The following is a 25,870-nucleotide window of genomic DNA, read 5'->3' as shown; positions in this document are numbered from 1 at the left end:
AATCGAGAGATTGTCCGGCGTTTTTCATGGCGTGTTTTTTCAGTGGATCAAGCGGTACGGCCGCCCAAGGTTTCAGCAATCCAGTCGGCAATGTAATGCCCGGCATTGATGCTGTTGTCGAAGCTCGAATGCTGCACACCACCTTCACGTTCGGTGAAAATTTTCAGTTCACATTTTGGACTGTTGACCAGTTGTTCGTAGGTGCGATGCGCCCACTTCAACGGAATCTGCGAATCCTGCTCACCATGGGTCACGAGGAACGGCACCTTGATCCGGTCGAGCACGCCATCGAGGTGGACGTTTTCGGCGATGGTCATGAACTCTTCGACGTCCTTGGCGCCCCACACCCAGCAGACGTGTGCCCAGTAGTGCGGCACCGGGAAGCTGCCTTCCTTTTCCAGTCGACGCTTTTGCACATCACGCCAGTCATGGTTGGCGCCCCAGACGACGCCGCAGGCGAAGCGTGGTTCGAATGCAACCGCGCGCGGGCAGTAATAACCGCCCAACGAGACGCCTTCCAGACCGATACGTTTGGCATCGATGTCGCTTCGGGTTTCCAGCCAATCCACCACACGACTGGCCCAGTGTTCACTGTCGAATCGTGCGGTCAGGCCATGCAGGCGCAGCGCTTCGCCGGTGCCGGGCTGGTCGATGATCAGCGAAGAGATGCCGCGTTTCGCCAGCCAGGCTGGCAGGCCCACGCGGTATTTCATTTCCTTGGTCGAGTCCAGGCCGTTGACCTGCACCAGTATCGGCGCCGGACCCTCGACGCCTTCGGCGCGCACCAGCAAGCCGGAAAGATGTTTGCCCTCGTAAGGAATTTCCACCCGTTCACAGTTTTCACGCGACAGTTCGACGCCGCGCTTGAAGGTCTGGAGAAAACGCTGATAAAGCTCGGTACGCCCCGGAGCGCCGTGGGCTTGCAAACGCTCGCAGGTCAAATAGTAAGTGGCGGCGCGGTTGTATTTTTCGCCAGCCGAGAGCATCCGGCCATTGCCTTCGTCTTCCTCGGCCAGACCGCAGAGCTTGTCGGCCATTTTCGCCCAGGTTTCGCGAAAGGCTCGAGTGCCGGCGGCGTCCGGCTGCTTGGCCGCCTCTTGCAGCGGGGCGCACATCTCTTCGATTTCGCCCATGCGCGCGCCCATTTCAATGGCCAGGTCGACAGAGAGATTCCAAACGTAGTTGGTCGGGAAATAGCGAAACATGATTATTGTTGTCCTTATGGTTGCCTTGGCATTCCCAAGGCACGTTAAGGATCACCCGACTAATTGGCCAATCGTGACGGCGGATACGAGGTATCGCGAGATACGATGGGCACGTGTTGCAGATGCTGGATGGATTCGCTGATGCGTTCGCGCAGCCAGCGGTGCATCGGGTCGCCGTCAACGCTGCGGTGCCACAACATGTACTCGCGCATGACCGGGATTTTCACCGGCGGCGGCAGGATGCGCAGTGGCAGATAGTGCGCGTAGAGGTTCGCCAGACGCTGGTGCATCGTGGCGATGCGCTGCGTGCCGACAATCAATTGCGGCAGGGTATTGAAGTCGCTGGTGATCACTTCAATGCGCCGATTGAAGCCGTATTGATTCATGAACCATTCTTCGATGCTCATGTGCCGGGTACGGCCAAATCCCACCGAGACATGGCCCATCTCCATGTACTGCTCAAGGGTCAGGGTGTCGCCGACTTGCGTATTGCCTTGCCACACCACGCACACGTGTTCTTCCTCGAACAGCAGGCGCGAAGGGTGGCCTTCGATGATGTATCGCTCGGGAACAATCATCAGGTCGACCTCGCCACGTACCAGCAACTCGCCGGAATTGTCGCTGGGGCCAAGCATTTCAAAGGTGATGTTGGGCGCTTGCTGGTGAATGTTCTGGATCACTTGGGCGAACAGCACGCTGATCAGATAGTCCGAGGTCACCAAGCGAAAATGACGCTTGCTGGTGGCCGGGTCGAACACCGGTTTTGCGGTAATTGAGGACTGAATCGTCAGCAGGACTTCACGCACCGGTTTGGCCAGTTCTGTGGCGTAGGGCGTGGGCTGCATCTTGCGTCCCACCTGGACCAGCAGCTCATCCTCGAAGTAGGTGCGCAAACGCGCGAGCACGCCGCTGGTGGCGGATTGGGTCATGTGCAGGCGTTCGGCAGCGCGGGTGATGTTCTGCTCTTCGAGCAACACATCGAGCGCGACCAGCAGGTTCAGATCCAGATGGTTGAAACGCATGGGCAGGTCCGTTCTTGTATTTATTTTCGCAATACATTCGAACGAATCCATTGGCGCGTCAACCTTCGTCGCAGGTATCGCGTTTGCCGATAGGTCGCATCCCGACTCGCGATTAGTCAGCGCTCAGCCCGTACGCCAATCTTCGCCGCAGTCGGCCCTGCTGCCGACACCACCACCGGTTTCCAGTCAGGCCTGGCACGCTGTAAGGCGTCCATGGCGACCGTCACCGGATCATAATTTCAATGGAGTGGTAAGCCATGAACATCATTGGCCTTGATGCCCTGATTTTTGGCGTCGATGACATTCAAGCCTGTACCGATTGCCTGCGCGACTACGGCCTTGCGCCGGTCGGCGTTGATAGCAACGGCGGGCGTTTCGAAGCGCTGGACGGCACCGCCGTAATTATCCGTCGAGCCGACGATCCTGATTTGCCGGCGGCAATCGGCCCGGCGCCGTCCATTCGCGAGACGGTCTACGGGGTCGGCGCGATCAGCGATCTGGATGCCATCGAAGATGAGCTGGCCCGAGATCGCATCGTCCGTCGTGATCAGCACGACGTGCTGCACAGCGTTGACGACATGGGTTTCGCGATCGCTTTTCAGGTCAGCGTACGCAAGCCTTACAGCGCACCGGATGACCTGACCAATGCCGCCGGTCATGCGCCACAGCGGCCACTTAACCAGCCGGGCATTACCCTCGATATGGGCGCTGCTCCGCGCACTTTGTCCCACGTGGTGTATTTCGTCCCTGATGCGGCAAAGGCTGAAGCCTTTTACGCCGAGCGTCTGGGTTTTCGCACCACCGACACTTTCATTGGCGCCGGGCCGTTCATGCGCCCGGCAGGCTCCGATGATCACCATTGCCTGTTCATGATCCAGACCCCGCCGCACATGAAGGGCTGCGAACACTTCACCTTCCACATGGGCAGTGGCACCGAAGTGCTGCTGGCCGGGACGCGTTTCGAGCAAAAAGGCTGGACCAGTTTCTGGGGGCCGGGCCGTCACCTGTTTGGCTCCAACTGGTTCTGGTACTTCAACAGTCCGCTGGGCTGCCACATCGAATATGACGCCGACATGGACAAGCACGATGACGCCTGGGAGGCCCGTCGCGCACCGCTGTCGGCGGATAACTCGCAGCTGTTCCTGTTCAGCGCCAAAGAAAAATGGGCCCCCGGTGGCCCGCCGCCGAAACTCGGTTGAGGCCGGCGCAGATCATGAGCGCTATTGCGCAGCCACTGTGTCGACTGGACGAACTGGAGGAGGGCCGGGCGCGCGGGTTCGATCCGTTGGCGCAGGGCCGCGACAGCGTGTTTGCCCTGCGTCATGACCATCAGGTGCGGGTCTATCGCAACCGTTGCCCGCATCTGGACGTGCGCCTGGAGTATCGCAAGGACCGTTTCTTGTCCGCCGATAGCCAGCTGATCGTCTGCTACGCCCACGGTGCGCAATTTCTGCCGGCGACGGGCGAGTGCATCTACGGCCCGTGCCTGGGCCAGACGCTGGAGGCGCTGCCGTTCTGCGAGAAGGACGGCTGGCTGCTGGTGAAAATGCCTGAGGGGTTGCCGCTGCCGGGATAGATCGAGGTATCGCGTACGGCGATACATCGCATCCTTACTCGCGATTAGTCAAATCCCTGCTTTGCCGGGAAGCTTCATCCAACGATGCCGTGCCCCGACGCAGCATCGATCACAAGAATAAAAAGAGAGAACACCATGAGTGCAGTGAACAACGTTCTGATCGTGGGCGGTGGTATCGGCGGCTTGTGTGCGGCCATCGCCTTGCGGCGTAAAGGTATCGAGGTCGATCTGATCGAGCTCAAGTCCGAATGGACAGTCTATGGTGTCGGGATTATTCAGCAGAGCAACGTCGTCCGCGAAATGGCCAAGCTGGGCGTTCTCGACGGCTATCTCGATGCCGCTTATGCCTTCGAAGACGTCGCCATCTACGGCCCCGGCGGACAGCAACTGGCGCGCATTCCGGGTCAGCGACTGGCCGGCCCGCAATACCCTGCCAACGTCGGCATTTCTCGCTTGGCGCTGCATAAAGTCCTCAGCGAAACCGCCTTGCAACTCGGTGCCAACGTGCGTTTGGGCCTGAGTGTGGAAGCGCTGGATGACAACGGCACAGAGGTCGACGTGTTGTTTACCGACGGCAATCGCGGCCACTACGACTTGGTGGTCGGTGCCGACGGACTGTTCTCGAAAGTGCGCAGCTTGGTCTTTGGCGATGCCTACACCCCGCGTTTCACAGGTCAGTCGGTGTGGCGCTACAACTTTCCCCGCGCGCCACAAATCGATCATCTGGCCAACTATCAAAGCGCTGACGGCAACGCCGGGCTGGTGCCGCTGGCCGGCGACTTGATGTACCTGTTTCTGACATCCCACGAACCGTCCAATCCGTGGATGGATCCTGCCGATCTGGCTGCGCAGATGCGCCAGCGCCTGCAAGGCTTTACCGGGCTGATCGGCGAGCTGCGTGAGCAAATCACCGACAACAGCCAGGTCGTCTACAAGCCGATGGAAGTGGTGTTCGTTGATGAGCCATGGCATCGCGGCCGCGTCCTGCTGATTGGCGATGCGGCCCACGCCACCACGCCGCACCTCGGTCAAGGCGCCGGCATGGCCATCGAAGACGCGATTGTGCTCAGCGAAGAACTCACTCGCGAGCAGTCCGCCGCCACCAGCGTCGAGCAGCAGTTGCAGCGCTTTATGGCGCGGCGCTTCGAGCGTTGCAAATACATCAGCGAAAGCTCGGTGCTGGCCGGCGACAAGGAGATGCAGCACGACCGCGCCTTTGATCGCATTGGCCTGGTCAAACAAATGCTCGCGCGTACAGCCGAGCCAATCTAAGCCCCACCTGCGACTCATCCACAGCAGTTACCACTATAAAAACAAGAGGTTAACGCGATGGTTAGCTCTACGACTGCGGCGCTCGCGCGTCGCCCGGTCTGCTCGTCTGCACCCTTTGGTTTGAGCGTTGCTGCGCTGCTGGTGCTGTGCAGCCAGGCCGCTCAGGCTTTCGACATTGATACCGGCAACCCGGATTTCAAGCTGCGCTGGGACAACACGATCAAGTACAGCGCTGCCTGGCGCACGCAGAATCCGAGCAGCAAGTTGACCGAGGGGCAGGTGGCGCTCAATCAGGACGATGGCGATCGTGCCTTTAAAAAGGGCCTGATCTCCAATCGCACCGATATCCTCTCGGAGCTGGATCTGTCCTTTCAGGATTTCGGCGCACGTTTGAGCGGTGCAGCGTGGTACGACAGCGAGTACCAGGGCAACAACGACAATAACGATCCGTCCCGCGCCAACGCACGGTCGGTCGGCTACGACGAGTTCACTGATGACACCCGTCATTTGCACGGTGGTGACGGCGAAATCCTCGACGCGTTCGTCTACTGGAACGGTGAACTGGCCGACCGCGCAACATCGGTGCGCGCCGGCCGTCATGGCCTGATCTGGGGCGAGAGCCTGTTCTTCGGCGCCAACGGTATTGCCGGTGGCATGGCCCCGGTTGACGTGGTCAAGGCCCAGTCGGTGCCGAATACGCAGTTCAAGGAAATCACCCGTCCGGTCAATCAACTGTCTGGCACCTTCCAACTGACTGACGACGTATCGCTCGGGGCGTTCTACCAACTGGAATGGGAAGAAACACACTTGCCCGGCGCAGGCAGTTACTTCTCTACCAGCGACACCATCGGTGAAGGCAATGAACGGCTGATTGTCGGCGCGCCATTTCCGGCGTTTCTGGGTGGCAACGCCAGCAGTCCGGCGGCGTTTTTCCATGGCAAAGACAAAGATGCCAGAGATTCGGGGCAGGGTGGCCTGCAACTGAAATACAGCGCCGAGACCGTGGAGTACGGTCTCTATGCCATTCAGTACCACGACAAGACTCCCAAGCTGTACCTAAGACCTTCCACTGGCGCACCGAACTTCAGCACGGGCCAAATCGGCGATTACTACTGGGTTTACCCGGAAGACATCCGCGCGCTGGGCGCCAGTTTCTCCACCACAGTCGATGCCTACAGCTTTGCCGGTGAAGCCTCGATGCGCTGGAACATGCCGCTGGTGTCCAACGGCGTCACGGTGCTACCGGGGGTTGCTGCCGACAACGATGACGATGCGCTTTATGCCGTCGGGCGCACCGCGCACATCAACCTCAACGTGATCGCATCGTTCGGGCCGAACTTCATCGCCAAGGAGTCCGGATTCGTCGGTGAGGTCGCCTGGAACCGTCTGCTCAGCGTCACGAAAAACCGTGCCGCACTAGACCCTAACGCCACCGATGACGGTCTCGGCTTCAAGATGGTTTACACCCCGACTTATCGGCAGTTTTTCCCCGGCGTGGATATCAGCATTCCCGTTGGCCTGAGCTATTTCCCGCTGGGCAAATCGGCGGTTGTCAGTTCGTTCGGCGCGGATAACGGCGGTGACATGAATATCGGTATTACCGCGACCTACCTCGACCGTGTGACCGCCGGCCTGACGTACACGCATTACTACGGCCCCGAGAACACCAACCTCAACGCGGCCAGCCAATTCAATTTCCAGCAATCGCTGAAAGATCGGGATTACCTGGCTTTCTCCGTCAAGACCACGTTTTAAGAGGACTTGCGCATGACCTATAACAACAAAAATGCCGCGTTCACACTCAAAGCCTTGAGCTTCGCGTTGCTCGCAAGCCTGGCGGTATTGAGTCAGGGTGCCGCGGCAGCCACGGCTGACGAAGCGGCGAAATTGAACAAGTCGCTGACGCCTTTCGGTGCCGAGCGCGCCGGCAATGCCGACGGCTCGATTCCAGCCTGGGATGGCGGCTACACCAAGGTCGATCCGGCCTTCAAGGAGGGCGGCAAACGCAGCGATCCGTTTGCGGCCGACAAGCCGCTGTTCAGCATCACCTCGAAGAACCTGGCGCAATACGCCGGCAAGCTCAGCGATGGCACCAAGGAGATGTTCAAGCGTTTTCCTGACACCTATCGCATTGACGTCTATCCGACCCGTCGCTCGGCCGCTGCGCCGCAATGGGTGTATGACAACACCCTGAAAAACGCGACCCGCGCCAAGCTGGTCGAGAGCAGCGCTGGACCTGTGCCCGAAGGTGCGTTTGGCGGTATTCCATTCCCGATTCCGCATAACGGCGCGGAAGCCATGTGGAACCACATCCTCAACTGGCGCGGCACGTCACTGGCCATGCACTTTCGCCATTACCTGATGACTGCAGACGGCAAACAGGTGATGACCACCGACGGCCAGGCGATTCAGGACATGCCGTATTACTACCAGGACGGCACACCGGAAAGCTTCGCCGGTGATTACTGGCTGTTCCGCCTGCTTAACGTCGGCCCACCGTTGCGTGCCGGTGAGCAAATCATGGGCCGCACCAATATCAACGGCGACAAGTCCCAGGCTCACGTCTATCTGACCGGCCAGCGCCGCGTGCGCAAGTTGCCGAATGCCTGCTGCGACACACCGACGCCGGCCACCGCCGGGGTGATGTCGTTCGATGAGTTGAGCGTGTTTCAGGGACGCATTGATCGCTTCGACTGGAAACTGGTCGGCAAGCAGGAAATGTATATCCCTTACAACACCAACAAAGTCCTGACCGCCGGCAAACCAGAAGACCTGTTTCTGGCTCACCACATGAACCCTGATTACGTGCGCTGGGAGCTGCATCGCGTATGGGTGGTGGACGCCGAACTCGCGCCGGGCAAGCGTCACCAATTGCCGAAGGGCCGTTACTACCTCGACGAAGATACTTGGCAGGCCATGCTCGGCGATCGCTGGGACGCCAACGGCCAACTCGCCAAAACTTTGTGGTCGCTCCCGGCCGTGCTGCCGGATCTGCCAGCGCAGGCACAGCTGTCGTCGGGGTTCTACGACCTGACCTCCGGCGCCTGGTTTATCCAGAACGTCTACACCGGTCTGCCTGAGCAATACGGCGTGGTCGATCGCTACAAGGCGTCGGAATTCTCGCCGGCGGCGATGGCGGGTGCCGGGGTTCGTTGAATCGGGCCGGATCGCGACACGGTGTGGCGATCGGGTTTCACAGCTGGTTTCGAGGTCGGTATGAACAGAATCTGTCAGGTGCTCGGGCGGTTGTTAGCGTTACTGGCGCTGCCTTGCGTATTACCCGTGAGCCAGGCTCAGGCTGCTGTTGTCGGTGATGTATTGCACACCCCGGCGATGCGCGCGCCGCAGGCCCGGCAAGCCGTCTTGCTTGATCTGGCGCGGGCAGGTGCGCGGTTGGTGGCGGTCGGCGAACGCGGCATCGTCTTGCTCTCCGATGACAACGGCATCAATTGGCGGCAGGCGCAGGTGCCGGTATCCGTCAGCCTAACAGCGGTGCAATTTGTCGATGCCAACACCGGCTGGGCGGTCGGCCATGCCGGTGCGGTGCTGGTCTCCCATGACGGCGGTGAAAACTGGGCTTTGCAGCTGGACGGCAACCGCGCTGCGCAACTGGAATTGCACGCCGCACGCGAGCAATTGCCGACAGCCACTGACCCCGACGCAGCGGCGGCGCGCGTGCAAACCGCCGAACGGTTGGTCAGCGAAGGCGCGGACAAACCGTTTCTCAGCCTCAAGTTCACCGATGCGCGTCACGGCCTGATCGTCGGCGCCTACGGCCTCGCGTTTGCTACCGAGGATGGCGGCGTGAGCTGGCACTCGCTGATGGGCCAGATCGACAATCCGATGGGCGCGCACCTGTATGCCATCGCGCAACAAGGCGAGCGTTGGTTCATCGCTGGCGAGCAAGGCTACGTGGCCCGTTCCGAGGACGGCGGACAATCCTTCGTCGCGCTCGACAGCCCTTACAGCGGCAGTTTCTTCGCCCTGCAACTGCGCGATGACGGCGCGCTGCTGGCGGCAGGATTGAAAGGCAACGCGTTCATTTCCACCGACGGCGGCAACAGCTTCGTGCCCGCGCCCGTACCGATGCCGGTGTCCTTCAGTGATGCGATCCGCAGCGCTGACGGACAGTTGTTGTTGGTCAATCAGGCGGGCGCAATGTTTCGCACCTCGGATGATGCACCCACCCTAGAGCCTTTCGGCAAACCGCTGGGCAAACCGATTGCCAGCGTCGTCGAGGCCGCTGATGGCAGCCTGGTGCTGGCCGGTTTCACCGGGGTGACGCGCTTGGCGTCGCCCACTGCTACAGCTTCGGAGTGAGGTTATGAAACCATTCGACAACGCCACGGCCAGCCTGGCGAGTTTCGACCCGCGCTCCGGCTCGGTCGTGGAACGCACTTTGTTCAATCATCGGTTGTGGGTGTTGCTGGTGTGCCTGGTGACCACGCTCTTCTTGGGCTATCAGGCCACGCGCGTCGAGCTGAACGCCAGTTTCGAAAAGATGATTCCCACGCAACAACCTTACATCGCCAATTATCTGCAACATCAACAGCAGCTCAGCGGTCTGGGCAACTCCTTGCGCATCGTCGTCGCCAATCGCCAGGGCGATATCTACGACGCTGATTATCTGAAAACCTTGCAGGCGCTGAGCGACAAGCTTTACCTGCTGCCCGGCGTCGACCGTGCCTACATGAAGTCGCTGTGGACGCCGGCAACGCGTTGGGTCGCGGTGACTGAAGACGGACTGGATGGCGGCCCGGTGATTCCGGACGATTACGCCGGCACACCGGCCAGTCTCGAGGCCTTGCGCCGCAACGTGCAGCGCTCCAACGAGCTTGGCCAACTGGTAGCGTTCGATCAAACCTCGAGCATCATTTACGTGCCGTTACTGGCAACGACTGCCGACGGCCAGGCGCTGAATTACTCGGTGCTGTCGGAGCAACTGGAAGCGTTGCGCAGCGAGTACCAGAACGACAGGATCGACATTCACATCACCGGTTTCGCGAAAAAGGTCGGCGACCTGATTGCCGGGCTCAAGCAGATCCTGCTGTTCTTCGCCGTAGCGATTCTGATCACCACCGCCGTGCTGTTCTGGTACACGCGCTGCCTGCGCAGCACGGTGCTGGTGGTGTTCTGCTCGCTGGTGGCGGTGGTCTGGCAACTGGGCCTGTTGCCGTTGCTCGACTATCAGTTGGACCCGTATTCGGTGCTGGTGCCGTTTCTGGTGTTTGCCATCGGCATGAGCCATGGCGCGCAGAAAATGAACGGCATCATGCAGGACATCGGTCGCGGCATGCACCGGGTGGTGGCCGCGCGCTTCACCTTTCGACGGCTGTTTCTGGCCGGGCTGACAGCATTGCTATGCGACGCAGTGGGTTTTGCCGTGCTGATGTTGATCAAGATCCAGGTGATTCAGGATCTGGCCGTGATCGCCAGTATCGGTGTGGCGGTGCTGATTTTCACCAACCTGATTTTGCTGCCGGTGTTGCTGTCCTATGTCGGCGTAACGCCGCGTGCGGCGCAATTGAGCCTGAAGAGCGAGCAGAACGACCAGACCGGCGCGCGGCGTCATGGCTTCTGGCGTTTTCTCGATCTGTTTACCCGACGTCGCTGGGCCAGCCTGTGCATTGCTATCAGCCTGGCGCTGGCGGCATTGGGTTTTGTGGTCAGCCTGCAATTGAAGATCGGTGATCTGGATGCCGGCGCACCGGAACTGCGTGCTGACTCACGCTACAACCAGGACGATGCGTTTCTGACCCGGCATTACGGCGCCAGCAGTGATTTGTTCGCAGTGATGGTGAAGACCCCGGCCGGGCAATGTGCGCGTTACGACATCCTCGCCAAGGTCGATGCGCTGGACTGGCAGCTGCGTGCGCTGCCGGGGGTGGATTCGACCAACTCGCTGGCCTTGCTCAACCGGCGCATGCTGGTCGGCCTCAGCGAAGGCAGCGCCAAGTGGTACGAGCTGCAGAACAATCAGGCGATGCTCAACATGATCACCGCCAGTGCGCCACGCGGCTTGTACAACGAGGATTGCAGCCTGCTCACGCTGTACGCTTACCTCACCGACCATAAGGCTGAAACACTGACGCGGCTGGTCGAGCACGTCGAGCAATTCGCCGCCGCCAATAACAACGATGATGTGCAATTCCTGCTGGCAGCGGGCAATGCCGGCATCGAAGCGGCGACCAATATCGTGGTCAAGCAGGCCAATCGCGAGATGCTCTTCTGGGTCTACGGGGCGGTGATCGTCCTGTGCCTGATCACCTTCCGTTCGTGGCGCGCCACGCTATGCGCGGTGATTCCACTGATGGTCACCTCGATCCTCTGCGAAGCGTTGATGGTCTGGCTGAACATCGGCGTGAAGGTCGCGACGTTGCCAGTGATCGCGTTGGGTGTCGGCATTGGCGTCGACTATGCGTTGTACGTGATGAGCATCCTGCTCGGTCATCTGCGCCAGGGCGCGAGTCTGTCAGAAGCCTATTACCGCGCACTGGTGTCCACCGGCAAAGTGGTGATGCTCACCGGTATCACGCTCGCCATTGGCGTGGCCACGTGGATCTTCTCGCCGATCAAATTCCAGGCTGACATGGGCGTGCTGCTGGCGTTCATGTTCGTCTGGAACATGGTCGGCGCGCTGCTGCTGTTGCCAGCGCTGGCGTATTTCCTGCTGCCTGCACGGCGCACGAACACCGACGCAGAAACGCCGGAGGAGGCCATCAATCTGGCCCTGCCGTCGCGAGCCGTGGCGGTAGATGTTGTTCAATCGCGTCATCGGGAGACCTGTCATGGCCGTTGAGTCTTCATTGGAAAACAGCGGCCGTCGCGCCGGTTTGACGCAATCGTTGCTGTTGCTGCTCGGCAGCTGTCTGCCAGTGCTTGGCGCGGTATTGCTCGCACCGGTATTGCCGCGCATGCAGGCACATTTTGCCGAGGTCGCAGGCAGCACTGTGCTGGTGCCGATCGTGCTGACCCTGCCGGCATTGATGATTGCGCTACTGGCGCCGTTTGCCGGGGTCATCGCCGATCGTCTCGGGCGCAAACCGCTGTTGTTGGCGAGCATGGCGTTGTACGTGCTTTGCGGTGTGCTGCCGCTGTGGCTGGATTCGCTGGCGGCGATTGTCGCCAGCCGCGCCGGGATCGGTCTGGCGGAGGCGGGGATCATGACCTGCTGCACCACGCTGATGGGCGACTACTACAGTGGCGCCCGACGCGAGCGCTTGTTCGCCTTGCAAATGGTCGCGACGTCGCTGTCCGCTGCGGTGTTTATCGCCTTGGGTGGTTTCCTCGGACAGGACGACTGGCGCACGCCGTTTGCGCTGTACGCAGTCGGGCTGATCTTCCTGCCGCTGATGGCGTGGAAACTCTGGGAGCCACAACCCCGCGTGCAACCGGCGACAACGCTGCCGGTGCCAGTCCCGCGCACATTTCCATGGCGGGCACTCACGCCCATGTATGCATTGTCTCTGCTCGCGGGCCTGAGCCTGTTCATCGTGCCGGTGCAGGCCGGTTACTTGCTCAACTTGTTGCACGTGGATGCGCCGCAGCAGATCGGCATGACCATGGGCGCCAATCAACTTGGCGTGCTCGTCGGGGCCTTGAGTTTTCGCCTGTTGAGCGGTTTGCGTAGCCAGCATGTGTTGCTGATTGCCTATGGCCTGGCCGGCATTGGCGGGCTGTTGATGGCCGCTGCCGGCAGCCACGCGCACGTGGTGGTCGCGGTCTTGGTCAACGGTCTGGGCATCGGCCTGATGTTGCCGACGTTGATCACCTGGATCATGGCGCAAGTCGGCTTTGCTCAGCGTGGGCGAGCGGCGGGGTGCTTCACCGCCGCGATTTTTGCCGGCGAGTTCATCAGCCCCCTGGTGGTACTCGCCTTCACTTCCGGGACTTCCACGGCGTTGCCTCAAGCATTAGCCATGATCGGTTGGTTGCAACTGGTCGTGGCGCTGTTTTGTCTGTCCGTGCCGAGGCTCGGTGGACTGTTGACCCGCCCCCATGTCGGCGGTCACGACTCCATCGGCAACGGCCATTGAACGAGGATATTCCATGCAAGCGCTTCCCCCTTTCAAACGCGTGGTCACCGGGCATGATGCCCAGGGCCGCGCCGTCGTCGCCAGTCTCGGAGCAACGGCCAACGTCTTCGCACTGCGAGCGGTGCCAGGCACGGTGTTTCATGAAATATGGAACAGCAGCGGCAGTCCGGCACTGCTCGACAATGCCGATGATCCAACCAGCAAACCTTTACAGCTGAGCCCCGACCCGCAGGGCAGTGTGATTCGTGTCGTCGACATTCCGCCAGACAGCGTGCAAAACCAGGTCAGCGATGCCGCTGCTGCGGCTGCATTCGCCGAGATTGGCCAGGCGCATGCCGGCACCGGACAGGCGAACTCGCGGCACAAACTGATGCACCGCACCGAAACCCTCGATTACGGCATCGTCACCGAAGGCGAAGTCTGGCTGGTGCTCGACGAGACAGAAGTCCACCTCAAACGCGGCGACGTGGTGGTTCAGCGCGGCACGAATCACGCGTGGAGCAACCGTACCGAGGCCATGGCGCGCATGGTGTTTATTCTGCTGGACGGGCGTTTCGCCGCTGAATTGCAAGACTGCCCGGGAGAAACTGCATGAAGCTCGCAACCTTGAAAAACGCTAGCCGTGACGGCCAATTGGTGGTGGTTTCGCGCGACATGGCCCTGGCTATCGACGCCCGTTCGGTAGCGTCGACCTTGCAACACGCCATCGAAAACTGGCGCGAAGCCGAGCCGCGTTTGCAGGCCCTGGCGCGTGAGCTTGAAAACAACTATTGCCGCGAGGCCTTTGCCTTCGACCCCGCGCAGGCGATGGCGCCGTTGCCGCGTGCTTATCAATGGTGCGACGGCTCGGCGTTTCTCAGTCACGGTGCACTGATGCAGAAGGCGTTCAACCTCGACCCGATCGAAGGCGCTGACCGTACGCCGTTGATGTATCAGGGCGCCGGTGATGACTTCATCGGCGCACACGATGACATCGAACTGCCGAGCGAAAGCCAGGGCATCGATTTCGAAGGCGAATTTGTCGTGCTGGTCGATGATGTGCCGATGGGCTGTTCGGCGGAAAACGCGTTGCAGCACATCAAGCTGATCCTGCAGATCAACGATGTCAGCCTGCGTGCGCTGGCACCGCGTGAAATGCGCACCGGTTTTGGATTTCTGCAAGCCAAGCCGTCCTCCAGTTTTGCTCCGCTGGCGATTACTCCGGATGAACTCGGCGAAGCCTGGCGAGACGGTCGCGTCAATTTGCCCCTGCAAGTGCACTGGAACGGTGAGTGGTTTGGCCAGCCGCACGGCGCGCAAATGAACTTTCATTTTGGCCAACTGATCGCCCACGCAGCCTTAACCCGACGCTTGCGCGCCGGCACGCTGATCGGTTCCGGCACGGTGTCGAACGCCGAGCGCAACGTCGGCTCGGCGTGCATCGCCGAACGCCGGGCCATCGAGATGATCGAGCAGGGCGCTCCGGTGACTGGCTTCATGCGTTTCGGTGATCGCGTGCGCATGGACGTCACCGGCAGCGATGGTCAGTCACTGTYTGGTGCGATCGATCAACGCGTCGTCAAGGCCAACGGCTGAGGAACACCCATGCGTGTACTGATTACCGGAGCCAATGGCTTTGTCGGCCGCGAACTGCTGCGTTGTCTGCTCGCACGCGGCAGTTTGCGCGGGCAAGTCATTCGTTCGTTGCTGGTGCTGGACACCGATGTCCAAGGCCTGCCAGACGACCCGCGCCTGCGTCGGCACAGCGGCAGCGTGACGGATGCGGCGTTGATGCGCCGTGTCCTCGCCGATGGCATCGATGTGGTGTTTCACTTGGTCAGCGTCCCCGGCGGAGCGGCGGAGGCGCATTACGAATCGGGTTATCAGGTCAACCTGCTGGCCAGCCTCGAACTGCTCGATCAACTGCGCAACAAGGCGCGACCTCCGGTGCTGGTGTATGCCAGCAGCGTTGCGGTGTATGGCGCTGATCTGCCGGCGAAGATGAACGAACAGGCTGAACTGCACCCGCAATTGTCGTACGGCACACACAAGATGATGGTCGAGCGCGCGCTGATCGATCTGGGTCGGCGCGGTGAAGTCGACAGCCGCGCGGTGCGCCTGCCGGGCATTGTCGCGCGCCCGCGCGAACCCAACGGCTTGCGCTCGGCTTTCATGAGCGACTTGATGCGTGCCTTTGCCGAGGGCGCTGAGTATTGCTGCCCGGTATCACCGCAAGCAACAGCGTGGTGGATGTCGGCGCGCTGTTGCGTGAACAACCTGATCCACGCCGCCGAACTGGATGACGCCACCGCGCAACAGCGGGTCTGGCAACTGCCGGTGCTGCACTTGTCCATCGCCCAGGTCAGTGATGCACTGGCGGCAACTTACGGCGAGCAACGCCGTGCGCTGATCAGTTTCGCCGCTGACCTTGAGCTCGAAACCCTGTTCGGGCGCATGCCGCCCTTGAAAACCCCGCAGGCCCGCGCTGCCGGTTTCTGCCATGACGGCAACGTCGCCACACTTATTCGCAACGCCCTCAACCCAGCCCCATATCGGCCTCTGCCGTTGAACGGAGACACGCCTCATGTCACAGCCCATCCCGCGTAAACGTCGTTTGGTCGACCTTTCGGTGACCCTCGATAACAACCCCTACACAGACCCGCCACCGCTGTTGCCGAAAATCGATTACATGGACCACCAGCAAGGCTGGCCGGAGATGGCGGCGATGTTTCCGGGTTTGCAGCTTGAGCAGATGCCCGGCCATGAATCGTGGGCCGCCGAGCGCTTACAGATCACCACTCACAGCGGCACCCACATGGATGCGCCGTGGCATTACGCCTCGACCACCGATGGCGGCGAGCCGGCATTTGGCATTGATGAGTTGCCGCTGGACTGGTGTTTGCAGCCGGGGGTCAAACTGGATTTTCGCCATCTGCCCGACGGTCACGTGGTCACGGCAGAAGAGGTCGAAGCGGAGTTGGCGCGTATCGAGCACACGCTGCAACCGCTGGATATCGTGCTGATCAACACACGCGCCGGTGCACTGTTCGGTCAGCCCGGGTATCTCGACGCCGGCATTGGTATGGGACGCGAAGCGACGATGTATCTGCTGGAACGCGGCGTACGCGTGGTCGGCACCGATGCCTGGAGCTGGGACGCGCCGTTCAAGTACACCCGTGAACGTTTTGCCTCCAGCGGCGATGCCTCGATCATCTGGGAAGGGCATAAGGCCGGGCGCGATATCGGCTACGGGCAAATGGAAAAACTGGCCAACCTTGAGTCCCTGCCTACGAGTGGTTTCACGGTGTCGTGCTTTCCCTACAAGATCCGGCATGCGTCGGCAGGTTTTGTGCGCGCAGTGGCTATTTTCGAAGAGTGATCGGGCTGTTTGAGGCATTCTTTCAACGACAGTAAGAGAACGGCAGGCTTTGAACACAGTGGACGGCGTTTGCCGCCGCCACTGTTCTGAAGCAATCAACCCGTTGGATTGCGCAGTCGCTCGATGATTCTGCGGGCACGATTGGCCCCGACGTCGACGTGAATATCAATCATCGGGCGCGTACCGAACCGGCACATGTTCTGGTACTGCGCTTCGATCACCACTTTGTCTTCGTCGAACGTCAATCGCGTCTGATGCAGAACTTTGGCTGTGACGGCCTCGGGATCATGTTCAGGGTTGGTGGCCATGGTCCAGAAGTAATGGCTTGTGGTGTCTGTTTCCGGCGTTACGCCGTGAAAGCCGCGCATATGAAAACCGCCCCGATCCAGGTTGTGCAGATCGTCCGTGCCCGCATCTATCGCGCCGGTCCAGATGCGCAGGTGATTGAAGTGAAATTCGATCTCCTGCCAGCGGTCGATGTTGCCTTTGAACGGGTAGGCCGCGGTGTAGGTCGGCGGCGGAACGGAGTCGGGCATGTGGCGAACCACGCGAACCATTGAGTCATCACCATCGACGTTCATCTTCGCGTTCATGTGGATGCTGGCGTTGCCGCCAATGGTGTGCAGATGGACATAGCCCAGGTGACTAAGATCCATGAGGTTGTCGTGGATGAGTTGATAAGGCGCGTCGTAGTGATAGACATCACCGTCGAACAGGTATTTACCGCTGCTGTGCACGTCGTAGACCGGCGGCGCGAATGTCGGCTGCGGATGCTGAGCGCTGCCGAACCAGATCCAGATGATCTGGTCCTGTTCCTGGACGGGGTAGGAAGGGACTTTGGCTTTGCTCGGGATCTTGTCCTGTCCCGGAATTTCAATGCATTTACCGTCTTCATTGAATAGCAGGCCGTGGTAACCGCAGCGCAAACCGCGTTCCTCCACCGTGCCGCCAGACAAGGGCAATGCACGATGGCAGCAGCGGTCTTCCAGCGCGGCGACTTGATTATCTGCCGTGCGAAAAAGCACCACTGGTTTATTCAGCAACGTGCGGCCAAGGGGTTGGTTTGTGAGTTCTCGACTCAAGGCTGCGACGTACCATTGATCGAGCGGGAAACTAGGCACGGTGGCCGGGGCGATTTCGTGTGCAAGGGGTTGAGCAGCGGTAGTCATGATGTTCTCCGGCGAGCGGTCGGTGCTCGGTTCAGGTCATAGATCCAATACCAGGCGGGGCGATTTGGCACGTGAGCAGCACGGGGTGAAACGGTCATTGGCAGCGTGTTCTGCAGCCGTCATGAACTGATCACGATGATCGGCAATGCCTTCGAGCAAGCCCGTGACACAGGTGCCGCAGACGCCTTGCTCGCACGATGATTCGATGGCAATCCCGGCCTCATCGAGCACTTCGAAAACGGTGCGATCGGCGGGGATGTAAAAAATCTGCCCTGTGCTGGCCAGCTGAACTTCGAAGGGCATATCAGCGCGTTCATCGAGGGGAGCAGCGGCGAAGAACTCTCTGTGCACGCGATCTTCGGGCCAGCCAGCGGCCTGCGCGGTGTCGAGGATGAAATTCATGAAACCGGCGGGGCCGCACACGTAAAGGTGAGTCGTGGTACCTGGCGCGGCGAGGAGGGCGGTTGCATCGAGTTTCTGTTCGGGTGATCCGCTGTCGTCATGCAAATGCACGTGGCTGGCGAACGGCGCTTGTCGCAGGTATTGGATAAACGCGGCACGCTCGCTGGATCGAAAGCTGTAATGCAGCTCGAAATCCGCGCCTTGATGATGAAGTTCATGGGCCATCGCCAGCATCGGCGTAATGCCAATCCCACCGCCAAACAGCAGGTGACGGTTGGCTGAGTCCGCGATTGGGAAGAGGTTGCGTGGTTCGCTGATGCTGAGTGTCTGTCCCTGACTGATGCTGTCGTGCATCGCGTTGGAACCGCCGCGCGAGGCAGGATCCTTCAGCACACTGATCACGTAGCGATGACGCTCTCGGGAGTCATTGCACAGCGAGTATTGCCGGGTAAGGCCGCCGGCAATGTGGATGTCGATGTGAGCACCGGCGTTGAACGGTGGTAATGGCTGATCGTCCGCTGCGCACAGCTCGAAACTGCAGATGCCCTCGGCCTCGACGACTTTGCGGGTGACGTTGACTTGAAGCATGACTTCTCCCTCCACATTTAAGTGGCTGCTGAAAAACGAAAGGGGGTTTGCGGGTGACGAATCAGCCGGGCAAGAAGAAGTAGAAAGGGTGGGTAATCATGGGCGCCAAGGAAGGGCACGGCTGGCGAGAGTTCATAAGCAAGACCTGTTAATTATTTTTTTGAGGTTGTGCTACGGCGTATCATGCGGCGCATCGTCCGCAATGACAGGCTGAGTGAATCCTCAGATAATTTAGTTGCGGTGTCAACTATATTGCAAGATCTTCGATCTACGGTGTTTTCTCGATGCCTACCGATACACAACTGAACCTGTCGCGTTATGTACCTGGCTTGGTGACGTTCCTGGCGAACAAACTCGCCACCGGGGCTTCCCAGTGCTACCGCAAACACTTCGGAATCGGCGTGGTTGAATGGCGGATGCTTTCGATGCTCGCCGTTGAATCCGACATCACCGCCAATCGAATCTGCCAGGCGATCGGACTCGACAAGAGCGCTGTCAGTCGTTCATTGCAGACGCTGGAAGCAGCGGGGCGGATCACTAGTCAGTTGGATCCCAAGGATGCACGGCGTTACACCGTGCGATTGACGGCCAGCGGTAAAGAACTGCATGACCGCGTGCTCAAAGTTGCACTCGAGCGTGAGTCGCGTCTACTCAGCGGATTGACCCCGGCTGAGGTCGATACGTTGGTCGACTTGCTTGGCCGCCTGCATCTGCAAGTGCCCAATGTGAACAGTTATGACCCGAGTGAGGAGTGAATCAGCGAAAGATCGAAATTTGTCTGAAAAATTCGTCATTCGTCTTCGATATGCGCTTAACTACACTAAATGGTCGTTTAGTTGAGCTATAAAAAACCACCATAAAATCAAGGGGGCGGGCGATGATTCAACGTAAAGCAAGCACACAAGACGTGATCAATGCGCTGAATCTCGAGCCTCATCTCGAAGGCGGCTATTTTCGGAGAACCTATCAGTCAGACCATCGCGATTGGCTCGAAACCGCTGGCGGCCCACGTTACCTGATGACGTCGATCTACTATCTGCTGACCGAGCAATCACCGGTGGGCCAGTTTCATTTCAATCAGTCTGACATCCTGCATTATTTCCACTTGGGCGACGCACTCGAATACAGCCTGATCCATGCGGACGGTTCATTGCAGACAGTCATCATGGGCAACGATGTTCTCGCAGGACAGCGTTTGCAATTGCACGTACCGGGCGGCATCTGGAAAGCATCACGATTGCTGGACGGGACAAACGGATTTGGATTGATCAGTGAAGCGGTTTCGCCAGGATTTGATTTTGCCGACATGGAGATGGGGAATCGCCAGAAGCTCACGACAGCGTTTCCACAGCATCGAGCATTGATTGAAAAGCTGACGCGGGATGAGGATTGAGCGATGCAGATTCAAATGATTAATCAGGTTGGAGGGAAAGCCGGTTTGGAGCATTGCAGGAGAATGAAATCTCGCGGGCAACGTGGCTAATCTCGAAACATCTTGTTACGTGTAATGTATATTATGTTAAATCATATCCATTACAACGCCGCCGATTGAGCAACATCAACAAACGTCCACTTCAAATGGATTAACTTGACCTGACTTTCGCTGACCCAAGGATTCCCCATGCCTGCCGAAGTGGATGTTGCGATTATTGGCGGTGGCCAGTCTGCACTCGCCGTCGCTTACTTCCTGCGCCGTACCGGGCGTTCCTTTGTGATTATAGATGCCGAAGCAGCACCGGGTGGCGCCTGGCGGCATGGCTGGGATTCCCTGCGACTGTTTTCACCGTCGACCTGGAGTTCCATCGCCGGTTGGATGATGCCTCCGGTCACTGACGGTTACCCCAGTCGCGACAACGTAGTCGATTACCTGCGCCAGTATGAGCAACGCTACCAATTTCCTGTCGCACGGCCCTACTGGGTCAACGCTATTGAACGTCGGGGCAATCACCTCAACGTAAAAGCCCAGGGTCGCAATTGGCTGGCCCGCACCGTGGTCAGTGCGACCGGCACCTGGCGCCATCCCTACCTGCCGCATTACCCCGGCAGCGAAAACTTTACCGGCCAGCAATTGCATTCGGCCCACTACGTTAACGCCAAGCCGTTTGCGGGAAAAAAAGTCCTGGTGGTGGGCGGTGGCAACTCCGGTGCGCAGATCCTCGCTGAAGTCTCGCAAGTGGCCGATGCCACTTGGGTTACTCCGCAGCCGCCAGAGTTTCTTGCCGATGACGTTGATGGACGCGTGCTCTTCGAGCGAGCCACCGAGCGCTGGAAAGCGCAACTGGCCGGCATCGTCATTGAACAGCCCGTTGGCGGCCTGGGCGATATCGTGATGGTGCCGCCAGTCGTTGAGGCACGGGAGCGCGGCGTGTTGCACGCGGTTCGGCCGTTCCTGCGCTTCACCGAGACCGGCGTGACTTGGGCTGATGGCTCGCAAACGCCGGTCGACGCGGTGATCTGGTGCACCGGCTTCCGCCCTGCCCTCGGCTATCTGGAATCACTGGGCGTGTGTTCCGCCGACGGGCGCGTGACCGTCAAAGGTACGCATTCGATTCAGGAACCGCGTTTGTGGTTGGTGGGTTATGGCGACTGGACTGGTGCCGCTTCCGCGACACTGATCGGCGTGACCCGAACGGCGCGCAGTACCGTTGAGGAAATTGAGCGGTTTTTGCTGGAGCAGTGAGTCAGCGCGGCGCAGTTCAGGCAACGTTGAGGTCCCTCTCAGGAATTAAAATGTCTTAACCCGCTTTGTTCTCAACCAGACAATTGCCTCCATCCACCACGAGCAGTTCACCGGTGATGTAACTCGCTTCAGGTGAAGCCAGGAATACAACGGCTGCGGCCACTTCGTCTGGGCGCCCCGCTCTCCCGAGAGGCGTAGAACATGCGGCTTTGACTTCATCAGGCGTGCTCGACCCTGTAGCTATCCAGCCAGGGGCAACTGAATTCACCGTGATACCTTGATGAGCCACCTCAATGGCTAGACTCATGTTCATTCCTACCATTCCCGCCTTTGCAGCACTGTAAGCAGCCTCCCCTGGATTACTGGCCCGTGTGCCGGTAGTTGAGCTGATGTTCACTATGCGGCCATAGCCTCTCGCTCGCATCCCAGGCAACACGCCTTGGGTTAACAGAAACGCAGTTGTCAGATTTCTCGCGATGGAAAGATTCCAGCTTTCGAGGCTCGTACTCGTGAACTCGGAGAACTGTTCTGGACTCCCTTGCATCGCCATACCGGCATTATTTACAAGAATATCGATGCGGCCCCAGACGGCCTCAGCCCAAGCGACGAATTCACTCACCTGATTTTCCTGAGTCAAGTCGACCGGTCGACCCACTGCTTCGAAGCCGGCGGCACGTAACTCCGCAACCCGCTCATTGATGCGTGCGCTGCTTGCCGTGACGATCAACTTGGCCCCTTGAGCGCCAAGGCGATGGGCAATGGCCATACCGATTCCAAGCTCACTGCCCGCTCCACTCACAAGTGCCACTTGATCTGCCCAGGTTGAATTCATCATCGTTGCCTCTGTAATTGCAATTACGCACCTCGCTCACTGATCAACCTGAGTGAGTGCCTTCCCCTAGGTGATGCTCCCATGGTGGGCATGGTGACCAAGCCTCCACGAGCTTATCGATGAAGAGTCGAATTTTTGGAGAGAGGTGCCGCTTGCTAGGGTAGATCACCCGAATGGGCTCTGCGGCCTCTGCATACCCAGCGAGCAATTGAACAAGCTTGCCGCTCCTCAAATCGTCGTTCACCACGTAGGAAGGAAGAGTCGCGATGCCCAGGCCAGCGACAGCTGACTGGTGTAATGACTCAGCACTGTCCATCTGTAGCCTTCCACCATGAGTAACGGACACAGCGCTACCATTCACGCGAAAATTCCAGGGAAGCAATCTCCCACCACTCACGAAATGCAGGCACTGGTGCTCGGATAAATCCTCCGGCGTTTTAGGCTCGGCATGATCAGACAAATACTTGGGTGAAGCGCAGGTAATCATTTGTTGGTAGGCCACAGTGCGCGTTAACAACCGAGAATCTTCCTTCGGTGGCCCGATGCGCATGGCCAAATCAAATCCCTCATCGATCAGATCGACCAGCCTGTCAGAAAAGGTGATATCCACGCTCAGGGAGGGCCAATCCTTAAGGCAGCACTCGATGTGCTGAAGGACATGAAGTCTGCCCAGCGCAACCGGCAGACTCATCCGCAGTCGCCCGCTGGGTGTCGAACGACGAAACGCAAGGGCATCCTCCACGTCGTCCAGATCCTGAAGAACGCCCACACAGCGCTCATACAGAACCTGGCCGTCATCGGTCATGCTCAAGCTACGCGTAGTGCGATTCAGTAAACGTACCTGTAAACGAGCCTCGAGCCTGACTATCGACTTCCCCACTGCAGAGCGCGTAAGGCCAAGCTGTTTTGCCGCCGCAGTGAAGCTTCCAGCGTTTACCGAGCTCACAAACGCGGCAATATCATTCAGGTTATGGAGTTCCATACGGCCTCGGTGGTCTCAACGTTCGGGCGGCTTGGCACCTGTTATGGGGAACCCTGTTCCCCAATAGTAAGCATAGTATCTCAATTAGCTAATCCACTCCCAACGATCAATTGAGGTCATTATGAACACTAAAGTCCAAGCAGCCGTCCAAACCTGGGCCAATAGCCTTAGCGATCTGGTACCCGTTCTCAAGGGAATCGATACCACCACAAAAATGAGCGACATCCGCGACTCTTACGCAAAAATGCTCGCGCAAAATCCAGCGCCAGCTGGCGTTAAATTCGAAGCAGTCGACATGGGTGGCGTACTCGGCACACTGGTTACTCCGGACGAGATCAAAACCGACGCGGTCGTGATGTACATCCACGGCGGCGCCTACATTGTAGGACGTCCAGACGGCTACCACGGTATCGGCGGCAACTACGCGAAAATGCTCGGTGCTCGTGTGTACATGCCGGACTACCGACTCGCTCCTGAGCACAAGTTTCCAGCCTCTATTGACGACACATTGCGCGCTTACGAATGGTTGCTTGAGCAGAAAATTCCGGCTTACAAAATTGCGTTCTCTGGCGAGTCGGCTGGCGGCGCAATGGTTGTCAGCGTCATGGTCGCGGCTAAATCGAAAGGGCTTCCATTGCCTGCGGTTGGCTCCTCCATCTCACCATGGGCGAACCTCGAACACACCGGTGCTTCCATGAGCAACCGTGAAGGTCTGGATCCTCTGAACTCCAAGCCTGTCCTGGACATCCTCGCCAGAGCATTCCTGGGCGACACATTGGCCAGTCATCCTCTGGCCTCACCTGTGTTCGCGGACGTCACCGGTCTTCCACCGATCTTGGTGCAGATCGGCGAGAACGAGCTGATGTTGAGTGATGCAATGCGCCTTGCAACTCACCTGGCTGATAACCGCGTTCGCGTGAACCTGGAAGTATGGCCAGCGATGTTCCACGCCTGGCACTTCTACGCCACAATGCTGCCTGAAGGTCAGCAGGCTATGGAGAGCTCCGTTCGCTTCATCGAGGCTGGCTTGGCCGACGCTAACCGTTAAAACGCAGAACAACCGCGATAGCTGTGTGGCTGTTGCGGTTTTGCTCATCCTGTTTCTATAAAAGCTTCATCAGGCTATTCAGAAAACCTGAGCAAGCTAGTTCCTCCCCCATAATGGGGTGCCATCTCTAATGGGTTGAGGGAAAAATTTTACGCAAAATTTACGGGGCTGAAGGGTTCGTCGTCCAATACTGCACGGCGCTAAATCAGTAGGTTCCTTTCATGTCACTTGCAGCACTACGGCTCATCGGTTTCATTCTGGGTATTTTTCTAATAACGCTGGCTGTGAGCATGGCTATTCCCATGATCACACTGGTTGCCTATGAGCGCAGCGATGACCTGTCGGCCTTCCTCTGGTCGAGCTTGATTACCTTCAGCACTGGCCTCCTTTTGATAGCGCGAGGTCGTCCAGACAATGCCCAGCTTCGTCCAAGAGATATGTATCTACTAACGACTTGCAGTTGGGTGGCGGTATGTACCTTCGCGGCGTTGCCGATGGTGTTCATCAGTCAGATCAGTTACACCGACGCTTTTTTTGAAACGATGTCCGGCATTACAACCACGGGTTCAACTGTCTTGAGTGGTTTGGATACCGCTTCACCTGGATTGTTGATCTGGCGCTCAATGCTGCACTGGTTGGGTGGTATCGGCTTCATCGGCATGGCTGTGGCGATCCTTCCACTGCTGCGAGTGGGGGGGATGCGTCTTTTCCAGACAGAGTCCTCAGACTGGTCGGAGAAAGTAACACCTCGCTCTCATGTGGCAGCCAAGTCCATTCTCTTTCTCTATTTTGGGCTCACTGGCGCCGGGGCAGCAGCTCTCTGGATCGCCGGCATGACGCCGTTTGAAGCGGTCAACCATGCCATGTCGTTGATCTCGACTGGCGGGTTCTCTACTTCTGACGCCTCGCTTGGGCATTGGACGCAGCCAGCGATTCACTGGATCGCGGTGGTCATCATGATTCTGGGTAGCCTGCCGTTTACCCTCTATGTCGCGACATTGCGCGGCAATCGGCGTGCGCTGCTCAAGGATCACCAGGTACGCGGGTTTATTGGTTTCCTGATTGTGATTTGGCTAGCGGTGGGGACATGGCTGTGTTTCCACAGCGACTACGGATGGTGGGATGCGTTTCGTATCGTGGCGGTCAATGTGACCTCGGTTGTCACGACCACCGGAATTGCTGTAGGTGATTACACCTTGTGGGGCAGCTTCGCAGTCTTGCTTTTTTTCTATCTGACCTTCGTCGGCGGGTGTTCAGGCTCAACAGCTGGTGGCCTTAAAATTTTCCGTTTCCAGGTTGCTGGTGCTCTATTAGTGAGTAGCCTGAAGCAGTTGATCCATCCTCGTGCGGTGATTCAAAAGAAGTACAACGGTCATCCGATTGACGAAGAGATCTTGCGTTCGCTTTTGACCTTCTCATTTTTCTTCACCATCACCATTGCAGTGATCGCTCTGGGACTCGCCCTGATCGGACTGGATTGGACGACAGCGTTGAGCGGAGCTGCTACGGCGGTGTGCAACGTGGGACCAGGCTTGGGCACAATCATTGGGCCCGCTGGTAACTTCTCATCATTACCTGACGCAGCAAAATGGTTGCTGACCATTGGCATGCTGCTGGGACGGCTGGAGATACTTACCGTGCTGGTACTCGTTACACCGGTTTTTTGGAGGTATTAGTCCTATCACTGGATAGATCAATAC

23 protein-coding genes are annotated in these 25,870 nt (G+C 58.8%); 17 read left to right on the top strand and 6 right to left on the bottom strand.

Features of this window, described 5'->3' with window-relative positions:
- Nucleotides 1-47: 47 nt before the first annotated feature.
- Both AC1DVF_RS05460 and AC1DVF_RS05455 read right to left on the bottom strand, forming a co-directional pair.
- A complete protein-coding gene (locus AC1DVF_RS05460) occupies nt 48-1,205 on the bottom strand; it encodes an alpha/beta hydrolase family protein (RefSeq protein ID WP_477782183.1) in 1,158 nt (385 codons plus the stop codon).
- A gap of 59 nt (nt 1,206-1,264) precedes the next feature.
- Entirely contained in the window at nt 1,265-2,227 is a 963-nt protein-coding gene (locus tag AC1DVF_RS05455) for a LysR family transcriptional regulator (protein WP_007910238.1), read from the bottom strand.
- 257 nt (nt 2,228-2,484) lie between these two features.
- On the opposite strand from AC1DVF_RS05455, the gene AC1DVF_RS05450 reads away from it, so the two are divergent.
- The 12 genes from AC1DVF_RS05450 (at nt 2,485) to AC1DVF_RS05395 (ending at nt 16,469) form a co-directional block, all read left to right on the top strand.
- Nucleotides 2,485-3,426: a VOC family protein gene (locus tag AC1DVF_RS05450; protein WP_477782182.1), complete on the top strand. Its 942-nt coding sequence runs from the start codon at nt 2,485-2,487 to the stop codon at nt 3,424-3,426.
- Between the two features lie 14 nt (nt 3,427-3,440).
- The gene (locus AC1DVF_RS05445; protein ID WP_477782181.1) at nt 3,441-3,803 is read left to right on the top strand and encodes a Rieske (2Fe-2S) protein; all 363 of its coding nucleotides are present in this window, start codon (nt 3,441-3,443) and stop codon (nt 3,801-3,803) included.
- 135 nt (nt 3,804-3,938) lie between these two features.
- Complete coding sequence (locus AC1DVF_RS05440; RefSeq protein ID WP_116256170.1) at nt 3,939-5,075, top strand: FAD-dependent oxidoreductase; 1,137 nt, start codon at nt 3,939-3,941, stop codon at nt 5,073-5,075.
- A 57-nt stretch (nt 5,076-5,132) separates the two neighbouring features.
- Nucleotides 5,133-6,830 carry a DUF1302 domain-containing protein gene (locus AC1DVF_RS05435; protein WP_477782180.1) on the top strand — a complete coding sequence of 566 codons (1,698 nt, stop codon included), beginning with the start codon at nt 5,133-5,135 and terminating at the stop codon, nt 6,828-6,830.
- Nucleotides 6,831-6,842: 12 nt separating this feature from the next.
- Entirely contained in the window at nt 6,843-8,231 is a 1,389-nt protein-coding gene (locus tag AC1DVF_RS05430) for a DUF1329 domain-containing protein (RefSeq protein ID WP_460090885.1), read from the top strand.
- Between the two features lie 60 nt (nt 8,232-8,291).
- Nucleotides 8,292-9,395, top strand: coding sequence for a WD40/YVTN/BNR-like repeat-containing protein (locus tag AC1DVF_RS05425; protein ID WP_460128741.1), 1,104 nt, complete (start codon nt 8,292-8,294; stop codon nt 9,393-9,395).
- Between the two features lie 4 nt (nt 9,396-9,399).
- Entirely contained in the window at nt 9,400-11,874 is a 2,475-nt protein-coding gene (locus AC1DVF_RS05420; RefSeq protein WP_477782179.1) for an efflux RND transporter permease subunit, read from the top strand.
- Nucleotides 11,864-13,111 carry an MFS transporter gene (locus AC1DVF_RS05415; RefSeq protein WP_460090889.1) on the top strand — a complete coding sequence of 416 codons (1,248 nt, stop codon included), beginning with the start codon at nt 11,864-11,866 and terminating at the stop codon, nt 13,109-13,111. The genes AC1DVF_RS05420 and AC1DVF_RS05415 overlap by 11 nt, the downstream gene beginning before the upstream one ends.
- Before the next feature lie 13 nt (nt 13,112-13,124).
- Complete coding sequence (locus AC1DVF_RS05410; protein ID WP_460128745.1) at nt 13,125-13,706, top strand: cupin domain-containing protein; 582 nt, start codon at nt 13,125-13,127, stop codon at nt 13,704-13,706.
- Complete coding sequence (locus AC1DVF_RS05405; RefSeq protein WP_477782178.1) at nt 13,703-14,686, top strand: fumarylacetoacetate hydrolase family protein; 984 nt, start codon at nt 13,703-13,705, stop codon at nt 14,684-14,686. Before AC1DVF_RS05410 ends, AC1DVF_RS05405 begins: the two co-directional genes overlap by 4 nt.
- Before the next feature lie 9 nt (nt 14,687-14,695).
- A complete protein-coding gene (locus AC1DVF_RS05400) occupies nt 14,696-15,697 on the top strand; it encodes an NAD-dependent epimerase/dehydratase family protein (protein WP_460090892.1) in 1,002 nt (333 codons plus the stop codon).
- Entirely contained in the window at nt 15,675-16,469 is a 795-nt protein-coding gene (locus AC1DVF_RS05395; protein WP_460090893.1) for a cyclase family protein, read from the top strand. The genes AC1DVF_RS05400 and AC1DVF_RS05395 overlap by 23 nt, the downstream gene beginning before the upstream one ends.
- Before the next feature lie 95 nt (nt 16,470-16,564).
- Here AC1DVF_RS05395 and AC1DVF_RS05390 read toward each other — a convergent pair whose 3' ends face one another.
- Nucleotides 16,565-17,638, bottom strand: coding sequence for a Rieske 2Fe-2S domain-containing protein (locus AC1DVF_RS05390; protein WP_477782177.1), 1,074 nt, complete (start codon nt 17,636-17,638; stop codon nt 16,565-16,567).
- A 36-nt stretch (nt 17,639-17,674) separates the two neighbouring features.
- The gene (locus AC1DVF_RS05385; protein WP_477782176.1) at nt 17,675-18,628 is read right to left on the bottom strand and encodes a PDR/VanB family oxidoreductase; all 954 of its coding nucleotides are present in this window, start codon (nt 18,626-18,628) and stop codon (nt 17,675-17,677) included.
- A gap of 284 nt (nt 18,629-18,912) precedes the next feature.
- Here AC1DVF_RS05385 and AC1DVF_RS05380 point away from each other — a divergent pair, with 284 nt between their 5' ends.
- The 3 genes from AC1DVF_RS05380 (at nt 18,913) to AC1DVF_RS05370 (ending at nt 21,308) form a co-directional block, all read left to right on the top strand.
- Nucleotides 18,913-19,383 carry a MarR family winged helix-turn-helix transcriptional regulator gene (locus AC1DVF_RS05380; RefSeq protein ID WP_077572848.1) on the top strand — a complete coding sequence of 157 codons (471 nt, stop codon included), beginning with the start codon at nt 18,913-18,915 and terminating at the stop codon, nt 19,381-19,383.
- A gap of 122 nt (nt 19,384-19,505) precedes the next feature.
- The gene (locus tag AC1DVF_RS05375; RefSeq protein ID WP_093432626.1) at nt 19,506-20,021 is read left to right on the top strand and encodes a cupin domain-containing protein; all 516 of its coding nucleotides are present in this window, start codon (nt 19,506-19,508) and stop codon (nt 20,019-20,021) included.
- 228 nt (nt 20,022-20,249) lie between these two features.
- The gene (locus tag AC1DVF_RS05370) at nt 20,250-21,308 is read left to right on the top strand and encodes an ArsO family NAD(P)H-dependent flavin-containing monooxygenase (protein WP_477782175.1); all 1,059 of its coding nucleotides are present in this window, start codon (nt 20,250-20,252) and stop codon (nt 21,306-21,308) included.
- Nucleotides 21,309-21,363: 55 nt separating this feature from the next.
- Here AC1DVF_RS05370 and AC1DVF_RS05365 read toward each other — a convergent pair whose 3' ends face one another.
- Together AC1DVF_RS05365 and AC1DVF_RS05360 are read right to left on the bottom strand one after the other, a co-directional pair.
- Nucleotides 21,364-22,140 (bottom strand): SDR family NAD(P)-dependent oxidoreductase, encoded by a 777-nt coding sequence (locus AC1DVF_RS05365; protein WP_477782200.1) that lies wholly within the window; start codon nt 22,138-22,140, stop codon nt 21,364-21,366.
- 43 nt (nt 22,141-22,183) lie between these two features.
- Nucleotides 22,184-23,122: a LysR family transcriptional regulator gene (locus AC1DVF_RS05360; RefSeq protein WP_477782174.1), complete on the bottom strand. Its 939-nt coding sequence runs from the start codon at nt 23,120-23,122 to the stop codon at nt 22,184-22,186.
- 121 nt (nt 23,123-23,243) lie between these two features.
- On the opposite strand from AC1DVF_RS05360, the gene AC1DVF_RS05355 reads away from it, so the two are divergent.
- Entirely contained in the window at nt 23,244-24,170 is a 927-nt protein-coding gene (locus AC1DVF_RS05355) for an alpha/beta hydrolase (RefSeq protein WP_477782173.1), read from the top strand.
- Between the two features lie 221 nt (nt 24,171-24,391).
- Nucleotides 24,392-25,846 carry a TrkH family potassium uptake protein gene (locus AC1DVF_RS05350; RefSeq protein ID WP_477782172.1) on the top strand — a complete coding sequence of 485 codons (1,455 nt, stop codon included), beginning with the start codon at nt 24,392-24,394 and terminating at the stop codon, nt 25,844-25,846.
- Nucleotides 25,847-25,870: the final 24 nt, after the last annotated feature.

The organism is Pseudomonas sp. P4_D7 (assembly GCF_056401755.1).
This window is presented reverse-complemented; position numbering and strand designations above follow the sequence as displayed.

Bases quoted from the DNA above. Each gene is read 5' to 3' on its own strand.
- AC1DVF_RS05460 (WP_477782183.1), bottom strand. From the start codon at position 1,205: ATGTTTCGCTATTTCCCGACCAACTACGTTTGGAATCTCTCTGTCGAC.
- AC1DVF_RS05455 (WP_007910238.1), bottom strand. From the start codon at position 2,227: ATGCGTTTCAACCATCTGGATCTGAACCTGCTGGTCGCGCTCGATGTG.
- AC1DVF_RS05450 (WP_477782182.1), top strand. From the start codon at position 2,485: ATGAACATCATTGGCCTTGATGCCCTGATTTTTGGCGTCGATGACATT.
- AC1DVF_RS05445 (WP_477782181.1), top strand. From the start codon at position 3,441: ATGAGCGCTATTGCGCAGCCACTGTGTCGACTGGACGAACTGGAGGAG.
- AC1DVF_RS05440 (WP_116256170.1), top strand. From the start codon at position 3,939: ATGAGTGCAGTGAACAACGTTCTGATCGTGGGCGGTGGTATCGGCGGC.
- AC1DVF_RS05435 (WP_477782180.1), top strand. From the start codon at position 5,133: ATGGTTAGCTCTACGACTGCGGCGCTCGCGCGTCGCCCGGTCTGCTCG.
- AC1DVF_RS05430 (WP_460090885.1), top strand. From the start codon at position 6,843: ATGACCTATAACAACAAAAATGCCGCGTTCACACTCAAAGCCTTGAGC.
- AC1DVF_RS05425 (WP_460128741.1), top strand. From the start codon at position 8,292: ATGAACAGAATCTGTCAGGTGCTCGGGCGGTTGTTAGCGTTACTGGCG.
- AC1DVF_RS05420 (WP_477782179.1), top strand. From the start codon at position 9,400: ATGAAACCATTCGACAACGCCACGGCCAGCCTGGCGAGTTTCGACCCG.
- AC1DVF_RS05415 (WP_460090889.1), top strand. From the start codon at position 11,864: ATGGCCGTTGAGTCTTCATTGGAAAACAGCGGCCGTCGCGCCGGTTTG.
- AC1DVF_RS05410 (WP_460128745.1), top strand. From the start codon at position 13,125: ATGCAAGCGCTTCCCCCTTTCAAACGCGTGGTCACCGGGCATGATGCC.
- AC1DVF_RS05400 (WP_460090892.1), top strand. From the start codon at position 14,696: ATGCGTGTACTGATTACCGGAGCCAATGGCTTTGTCGGCCGCGAACTG.
- AC1DVF_RS05395 (WP_460090893.1), top strand. From the start codon at position 15,675: ATGTCACAGCCCATCCCGCGTAAACGTCGTTTGGTCGACCTTTCGGTG.
- AC1DVF_RS05390 (WP_477782177.1), bottom strand. From the start codon at position 17,638: ATGACTACCGCTGCTCAACCCCTTGCACACGAAATCGCCCCGGCCACC.
- AC1DVF_RS05385 (WP_477782176.1), bottom strand. From the start codon at position 18,628: ATGCTTCAAGTCAACGTCACCCGCAAAGTCGTCGAGGCCGAGGGCATC.
- AC1DVF_RS05380 (WP_077572848.1), top strand. From the start codon at position 18,913: ATGCCTACCGATACACAACTGAACCTGTCGCGTTATGTACCTGGCTTG.
- AC1DVF_RS05375 (WP_093432626.1), top strand. From the start codon at position 19,506: ATGATTCAACGTAAAGCAAGCACACAAGACGTGATCAATGCGCTGAAT.
- AC1DVF_RS05370 (WP_477782175.1), top strand. From the start codon at position 20,250: ATGCCTGCCGAAGTGGATGTTGCGATTATTGGCGGTGGCCAGTCTGCA.
- AC1DVF_RS05365 (WP_477782200.1), bottom strand. From the start codon at position 22,140: ATGAATTCAACCTGGGCAGATCAAGTGGCACTTGTGAGTGGAGCGGGC.
- AC1DVF_RS05360 (WP_477782174.1), bottom strand. From the start codon at position 23,122: ATGGAACTCCATAACCTGAATGATATTGCCGCGTTTGTGAGCTCGGTA.
- AC1DVF_RS05355 (WP_477782173.1), top strand. From the start codon at position 23,244: ATGAACACTAAAGTCCAAGCAGCCGTCCAAACCTGGGCCAATAGCCTT.
- AC1DVF_RS05350 (WP_477782172.1), top strand. From the start codon at position 24,392: ATGTCACTTGCAGCACTACGGCTCATCGGTTTCATTCTGGGTATTTTT.